Origin of the sequence: Candidatus Cryosericum odellii (assembly GCF_003570935.1) — a bacterium.
Classification (GTDB): domain Bacteria; phylum Caldisericota; class Caldisericia; order Cryosericales; family Cryosericaceae; genus Cryosericum; species Cryosericum odellii.
This window is the reverse complement of sequence record NZ_QXIU01000015.1, coordinates 1-6,166: the sequence shown is the minus strand read 5'-3', so window position 1 is coordinate 6,166 and position 6,166 is coordinate 1. Positions and strand designations below refer to the sequence as shown.

At 60.4% G+C, this 6,166-nt stretch carries 8 protein-coding genes, 1 tRNA gene and 1 pseudogene; 3 read left to right on the top strand and 7 right to left on the bottom strand.

Going from position 1 to position 6,166, the window contains the following annotated elements:
- Positions 1–801 (top strand): N-acetylglucosamine kinase (locus SMC5_RS00770; RefSeq protein ID WP_133299127.1); only part of this gene is annotated, 801 nt, incomplete at its 5' end.
- Between the two features lie 107 nt (positions 802–908).
- Here the strand turns inward: SMC5_RS00770 and SMC5_RS00765 are convergent.
- Positions 909–983: transfer RNA gene (locus SMC5_RS00765), tRNA-Gln, on the bottom strand.
- Between the two features lie 76 nt (positions 984–1,059).
- On the opposite strand from SMC5_RS00765, the gene SMC5_RS00760 reads away from it, so the two are divergent.
- On the top strand, positions 1,060–1,743 hold the full coding sequence (locus SMC5_RS00760) for a TraX family protein (protein WP_119119200.1): 684 nt from the start codon (positions 1,060–1,062) through the stop codon (positions 1,741–1,743).
- A gap of 57 nt (positions 1,744–1,800) precedes the next feature.
- Complete coding sequence (locus SMC5_RS00755) at positions 1,801–2,400, top strand: hypothetical protein (protein ID WP_119119199.1); 600 nt, start codon at positions 1,801–1,803, stop codon at positions 2,398–2,400.
- Between the two features lie 78 nt (positions 2,401–2,478).
- Here the strand turns inward: SMC5_RS00755 and SMC5_RS00750 are convergent, their stop codons facing one another.
- From SMC5_RS00750 to SMC5_RS00725, 6 genes and pseudogenes are all read right to left on the bottom strand, one after another.
- Positions 2,479–3,225, bottom strand: a complete 747-nt coding sequence (locus SMC5_RS00750) for a hypothetical protein (RefSeq protein ID WP_119119198.1) — start codon at positions 3,223–3,225, stop codon at positions 2,479–2,481.
- 82 nt (positions 3,226–3,307) lie between these two features.
- Positions 3,308–3,928, bottom strand: a complete 621-nt coding sequence (locus SMC5_RS00745) for a GNAT family N-acetyltransferase (protein WP_119119197.1) — start codon at positions 3,926–3,928, stop codon at positions 3,308–3,310.
- Between the two features lie 72 nt (positions 3,929–4,000).
- Complete coding sequence (locus SMC5_RS00740; RefSeq protein WP_126854892.1) at positions 4,001–4,282, bottom strand: hypothetical protein; 282 nt, start codon at positions 4,280–4,282, stop codon at positions 4,001–4,003.
- Positions 4,283–4,297: 15 nt separating this feature from the next.
- Positions 4,298–5,266 (bottom strand): heparan-alpha-glucosaminide N-acetyltransferase domain-containing protein, encoded by a 969-nt coding sequence (locus SMC5_RS00735; RefSeq protein WP_165848897.1) that lies wholly within the window; start codon positions 5,264–5,266, stop codon positions 4,298–4,300.
- 84 nt (positions 5,267–5,350) lie between these two features.
- Entirely contained in the window at positions 5,351–5,668 is a 318-nt protein-coding gene (locus tag SMC5_RS00730; RefSeq protein WP_119119194.1) for an MGMT family protein, read from the bottom strand.
- Positions 5,665–6,166 (bottom strand): annotated as a pseudogene (locus tag SMC5_RS00725) (hypothetical protein); the annotation flags it as partial. The pseudogene SMC5_RS00725 and the gene SMC5_RS00730, both read right to left, overlap by 4 nt.

Sequence of the window (6,166 nt, the reverse complement as noted above, 5' to 3'; positions counted from 1 at the left end):
CAGATCGAGTGCGCTGTGTTCGGGCTGTCCGGCATGGATCTACCTAAGGACCGCGAGGTACTTAATGCAGCTCTGGTTACCGCATTCCCCGGGCTCGTCTTCGACCTTGTCAACGATACGTGGATCATGCTCAAGGCCGGAAGCAACAAGGGCTGGGGAATCGCTCTGGTGTGCGGCGGAGGCGCCAATGCATGTGCCTGCAGCCGCGATGGGACCTGGGTCACGCTCCGGGGTCTCGGCTACGAGAGCGGCCTGCGAGGCGGCGGACTGGACATGCTGAGAGACATCCTGCACTATGCGTTTCTTTCCCACGACGGGACAGGGCCAAAATCCGTGCTGGAGCAGACGGTACTGGACGTGACCGGTGCCCCCGACTATGACACGCTGCAACTCCTGTTCCTCGAGGCCGTACAAGACACGGCGGGGCACGGAGAGCTGCTGCAGCGGGCTTTGGCCATCGTACCACGGGTCTTCGATGGCGCGACGGCCGGTGACGAAGTGTGCAAGCGGATCCTCATGCTTCAGGCGGAGTCTCTGGCGGAGGGGATCACGGGACTTGTCCGCAAGATGGGCTTCGAACGTGAGGCGGTTGATGTTGTTCTGGGAGGCTCAGTCTTCGGGGGCGGCAACCCTGCTTTCATCGACAGGCTGACACTGCTGACTCATGAAGTCGCCCCATTCGCACTGTTGGGACCGCCACTGCTCGACCCGGTCCTCGGCGCGTACGTGATGGCGCTGCAGAAAATGGGCAAGTTTGACATGGCGAACACTTATACGGTCCTCGCCGGTCAGGTGGTATAGCAAAAACAGGCGGGGCTGCTACACTACGAATATGCCTCTGTCCTGAGGCTGTGCTGACTCGACCGCGTCAACCCAGGACCGAGGTATTTGTCTGGGCCTGAAGAAGGTGGCTGAGGCGGCTGGAGTCGAACCAGCAATTCATGGCTCCAAAGGCCACTGTCCTACCATTAGACGACGCCCCAACATGCGGCTTTACTGCAGTATTCTAGTGCTGCCTCAGGGGCCTGTCAAGAAGAGCGAGGCGATGAATTGTTGACAATGACGAACCACGATGAAGGTATTGACGGGCAGCCGACGCTCGCACAGTCTGACGCCCTCAAGCTTGTCGCCATCGTCTCAATGACCATCGACCACGTGGGAGCCATTCTACTGCCACAGGTGGGCTGGCTCCGCATCATCGGACGCGTGGCTTTTCCTCTCTTCGCCTACCAGCTTGCCGCCGGCTATCTGCACACGCACAACCTCTCCCGTTATGTGCTCAGGCTTGCCATCTGGGGTCTCATCGCCCAGCCGGTCTACATGATCGCGTTCGGCGCGCGCCCGTGGACGCTCAACATCTTTGGCACATTGCTGCTGGGACTGCTGGCTATCTGGGGATGGGACCACCGCCGGTGGTGGGCGGTCGTCCTTGCGCTGAGCCTGGCTGCCATACAGCTCTGGCTGCCGGCCGTGGGTCCGGATTACGGCCTCTATGGCGTTGTATTGTGTCTGGCCAGCTTTGTTCTCTTTCAACACAGAGAGCAGCTCGCCATCGGACATGGACTCCTGCACGTGCTCGCCGGGATCCTGTTCTGGCCGTCCCAGGTGTACGCACTGGCCAGCATCCCGTTCATCCTCTGGCCACCCCGTTTGCACCTGCGCCATCTGCCGAAGCTGTTCTATGCGTACTACCCGGCTCACCTCGCGCTCCTCGTCCTCGTCCGCTACCTGCTGGCGCGCTGAAGGCATTGCTCGAGCAGGGGGCCGTCCTATACTAATGGTCACTAGCTGGAGGCAACCTTGAACCGCAAACGCATGCGTATATTTGTCACTATGGTCATCGTGCTCGCCCTTGTCAGTGGGGGCGCAGTCACGCTCATCTCCGCCCTGCGAAGCCCGACCGCGAACGAGCCCATCAACGTGCTGCCTGGCATGACGCTGACTCCGCAGGACTTCACGGAGACAGGGCTAGGGACAGCCGTCAGCGTCGGGTACGCCGACCAGACCTTCGTGTTCTTCCCTGATCAAAGCACGAACGGCCAGGGCAAGGAACTGGCCACGGCAAAGAACGGTATCACCATCGATTTCCGTGATGGGGGCTCCCTGACGCTCCTCGGCGGGCAGTTCGCCTCTGATTCGAATCATGTGCTGCGTAACCAGGCATATGCCTGGTACAAGGACAAGCTCGCTGCCAATGGACTCATCAATGACACAGGGACGGCAATCGTCGGCGAGGCCTCGGCACGGTACGACGATCCTGCTGTCGCTGCCATGCTCGTACGCAAGAATGACACCGTGTTCACCATCGTTTACACGCTGGGCACCGCTGCCACCAGCACGGCGCCCCGACCGATCATCTCCCTGGAAGCTCTCGCCCGCCTGCTGGCCTCACGCCTCTAAGCACATTCCTCGCCCACCATATGGCGAGGCCGGCCGAGGACATCCCGGCCGGCCAACGAGGAATGACTCGTTCAACATCTACTGAGGCTGCTTATCCTCGGGCTTTGTCGGCTCGGCCGGCGTGATGGTCTCCATCTTCTTCTCCTCGGGAGGCACGACGGGAGCGCTCGTCCATCCCTGGGGTGTCGTACGACGTTCTGCCCCTCTCTGTTCGCGCTCGATATGCCGCTGTTCGCGCTCGGCGCGTCTTGAACTGTGTTCACCGGGAGTACCGACGAAGAGGACGATGACACCCACTGCCAGCAGGATCCCTCCTGGAACCCAAGCAGCAATCTGGTTAAGTCCAAACCCCTTGTACCCCAGCCAGCTCTCGAACACGTACCCCAGCACCACGAACGCGACGAGGCCGAAGGCAAGACCTCCCACACCATCCCTGACGTGCCGCCAGTTGGCGTGCAGCATCCCGTGAATGATGCTGGCAATGCCTCCTGCAGCCGGGAGCACCAGAGCCCAGGCATATGCCCAGCTTTCCCATGTGCCGGTGACGGCCTGATACCAGAGCAAGACGCCCGCTGCCGCGGCCACAAGCCCGAACCCAGACAGACCCTCGCCCGCCCGGTCCGGCAGCATCAGACCCACTACGAACAACGCAAGTCCAGGAATGATGATGCGCAGTGGCCATGTCAGCTCCGCCCAGTGGTTCGGAAGCCAGCTCATGTCGATATGAACGTACTGCAGTGCGAAGATGACGATGCCGGCGACGATCAGCAAAATGCCGACGCTCGCCATCGAGGAACGGGTCCTGTGTGTGTTCTGTTCAGTCATATCTTCTCCTTAACCTCGCAGCCGGTCTTCTGAGAACACTGACCGACTGTCCACTTAGTCTACGTCCATCCCCTGGCAAAGGTTACTGCGAACCCACCGCTTCACATTGTACTCCTGGAATGAATTCCCGTCTCATGATAGTGGTCTTGCCGCGCGCGTCCATAGTGGTGTGGAACCCGAGCCGCTCAAACATCTCGTACGTGCCCGTGAACAGAAAAGCATCCGCCTGTGGACGTCCGTGCGTCACCGTCGGCACAGCCTCGACGGCACGAGCTCCTTCACGCTCCATTACCTCGATCGCTTTTCCCAGCAGGAGCTCCGCCAGCCCCCGGCGCCTCCAGCTACGCTGGATGAAGAAACATCCGACGAACCAGACGCCTTCTGCAGGCCTGCCCTTGAATCTTTGTGAACGTTCCAGCCGTGGCAGAGAAGCACACGGCTCGAACGAGCACCACCCCACAGGCGTCTCGCCATCGAACGCGAGCATCCCGTGAACGCTGCCGGACTGGACCGCTTGGTGCAGTCGCTCATGCGCCACCTCGCCCTTCACGTCGTCCCAGTGCTCGCCCTCTGCAAGCCGCCAATGCCAGCACCAGCAGCCACCACATGCTCCGTGCATGCCAAACAGTGCTTCCAATTGCGGCCAGAGCCTCGGTTCCAGTTCGCGACAGACGATACCTGCAAGTGTGCCCGATGTACCCATGTGTCACCTCGTGTGTTCCATGAATGTCTGCCCAGTGCCAGAAACCCCACGCGAATTCCAGCCGACACGCCTCTACTCGACGATTCCCCGGCGGCGCACGCGCTTTCCAGTCTGACTGCGAGTCTCGGGTTCGTCACGGCTTCCTTCCTGCTGGCACTCACAACCCTGGAACATGCTCGCGACGTCCCGTGCCTCATCAAGGCGAGATTGGACAGCCATAACCTGAAACATCCCTTCGAGACCCGTTGTCGCGCGGAAGAACGCGGTCATGCCCGCAGCTCTAAGAGCCTGCACAATGCGCTCCGCCTCAGCCTGTCCTGCGACAACAATGACTTCCGCGTACTCATCCATCATTCCTCCTTGCCGGCATCACAAGGCAACATAGAAATGCCTGCGGTCCAGCACCCACCCGACCCAGCTCAGCGTTCCAACTATGAACAGCGCCTGAAGGACTACCAGCCACACGGGAGCCAGTTCATACCAGCCGGGTATCCGAGGCGCGACGAAGATGCCCAGAAGAACGCCGTACATGACATAGAGCAACAGAGAGTTGCGTCCCCACTCTCTGAGGATAGGTATCGAGCGGCCAAAACGTTCGTCGAACATATGGAAACACCAGAAAATCAGGTCACTTGCGCCCAATGCGATCAGAACATAGCTGGCTGAGACACGGTTCTTGCTGATCGGAACGATGAAAGCCAGAAGGAGGCCCAGGACGAGAACACCCGCTGACGCCGCGGGAAACCAGCGCCTTCCCTTTGAGACATCATGGAACAGGTCTCCCAGCGCGGTCGCCATCACCAGCATGGCCCCCCAGGAAAGGGCACCTTCGAGTCCCCCGTGTGTGGAACTCAGGACATTCGCCAACCAGAAACTGTTGAGCTGAAACTGGTAGGCGACCAGCAACAAGAGTCCTGCAAGCCACCGCAGGCGCGCCGGCATCGCAATGAAGAGAAGGGCAATAAGCCCCGCGAAGCCGATAGCCTGCAGCACTCCCCAATCCGACCCGGCGGCAGTGAGTCCCCAGACATTTTCCAACACCGTGAGAAGAGCTCCAATGCCAATGAGAGCAAGGTTCCGAAACACGAAATGCTCGATCGTCGCGCGCCTGCCGTCTCTGACCAGCCTGGCTCGGAACGACGCACCAAATGTGAGTCCGATGGCCGCAATGAACATCGGCGCGATGATGTCGATGACGGTGAATCCTATGTCGGGGGCATGCTTCAGCCACGCTGGAACAACGTGGGGATCGGCCAGATAGTTGGCCAGCACCATGAGCAGGATGGAAAACCCTCTGAACTCGTCTATGGACTCCAATCGCTGCCTTGCGTCGCTCACCTGATCCTCCCTTATGCTCAAGAGCATGGGCGTATTTGACAGAAACTCAAGAACTCCTCAATGAAGGATATGCGTTGAGCGTTGCTAGGGTACCCAGAGATGGCGCTTCATGTCGACGCGCCCCTGCATGTCAAAGGTAACTCCCTCACTCTCCAACAGTGACCGCTGGACGCCGGGTCCGCCAAACACATCCTCGGGGGACAGTTCACCTCTCACGTTGACCACACGGTGGCACGGCAGCCCTGATCTGACGGGCGCTGCCCGCATTGCCCAGCCCACCGTTCGGGCCGCTCCGGGACTGCCCAGTACCCGCGCGATGGCTCCGTACGTCGTCACCTTGCCGCGTGGTATCTTCGCCGCGATGCTCCAGACGCGGTCAAATAGGGCGCCTGACTCCCTCATGTGTTTGCTTCCCGATCGGTGGCGTCTTTCTCCTCCGCACGAGGCAGCAACGACTGCACCCACTCGCGCTGTGACCATAGGGCGCACCCTCCGCTGGTTTCGGTCAGCCTGTCATGGTTGGTGCGGATGGTGGCGAGCAGGGGCGACGCCAGCGCATCACGCAGCGGCACGTCCCGGACATTGGCGTCTGAATATGGGGCGAACGGACATGGCTCCACTCGCCCTGACGGGCTGATGTGGATGAATCCGCGCCTTGCTGCAAGCAGGGCCCGGCGGTGTTTTGCCATACGCTGTGCACGCCGCATCCGCACGAAGAACGCCGCAACGGACGGGTCCTGCAGCATGATGCGCACGGCATCGGAGAACAGTGCCTTGATAGTATCGTCAAATAAGCGGACATATTCAGTCGTTTCGCTCATGTCATGCTCCTCGGAATCCGTGGCGTGCACGGGGCTAACCTGCACAGTATAGTCAGGGTGGATGACCGACCAAGCGTCC

What these genes read in the sequence shown, in the direction of transcription:
- SMC5_RS00760 (WP_119119200.1), top strand. Translation starts at nt 1,060, where the DNA reads ATGACGAACCACGATGAAGGTATTGACGGGCAGCCGACGCTCGCACAG.
- SMC5_RS00750 (WP_119119198.1), bottom strand. Translation starts at nt 3,225, where the DNA reads ATGACTGAACAGAACACACACAGGACCCGTTCCTCGATGGCGAGCGTC.
- SMC5_RS00745 (WP_119119197.1), bottom strand. Translation starts at nt 3,928, where the DNA reads ATGGGTACATCGGGCACACTTGCAGGTATCGTCTGTCGCGAACTGGAA.
- SMC5_RS00740 (WP_126854892.1), bottom strand. Translation starts at nt 4,282, where the DNA reads ATGATGGATGAGTACGCGGAAGTCATTGTTGTCGCAGGACAGGCTGAG.
- SMC5_RS00730 (WP_119119194.1), bottom strand. Translation starts at nt 5,668, where the DNA reads ATGAGGGAGTCAGGCGCCCTATTTGACCGCGTCTGGAGCATCGCGGCG.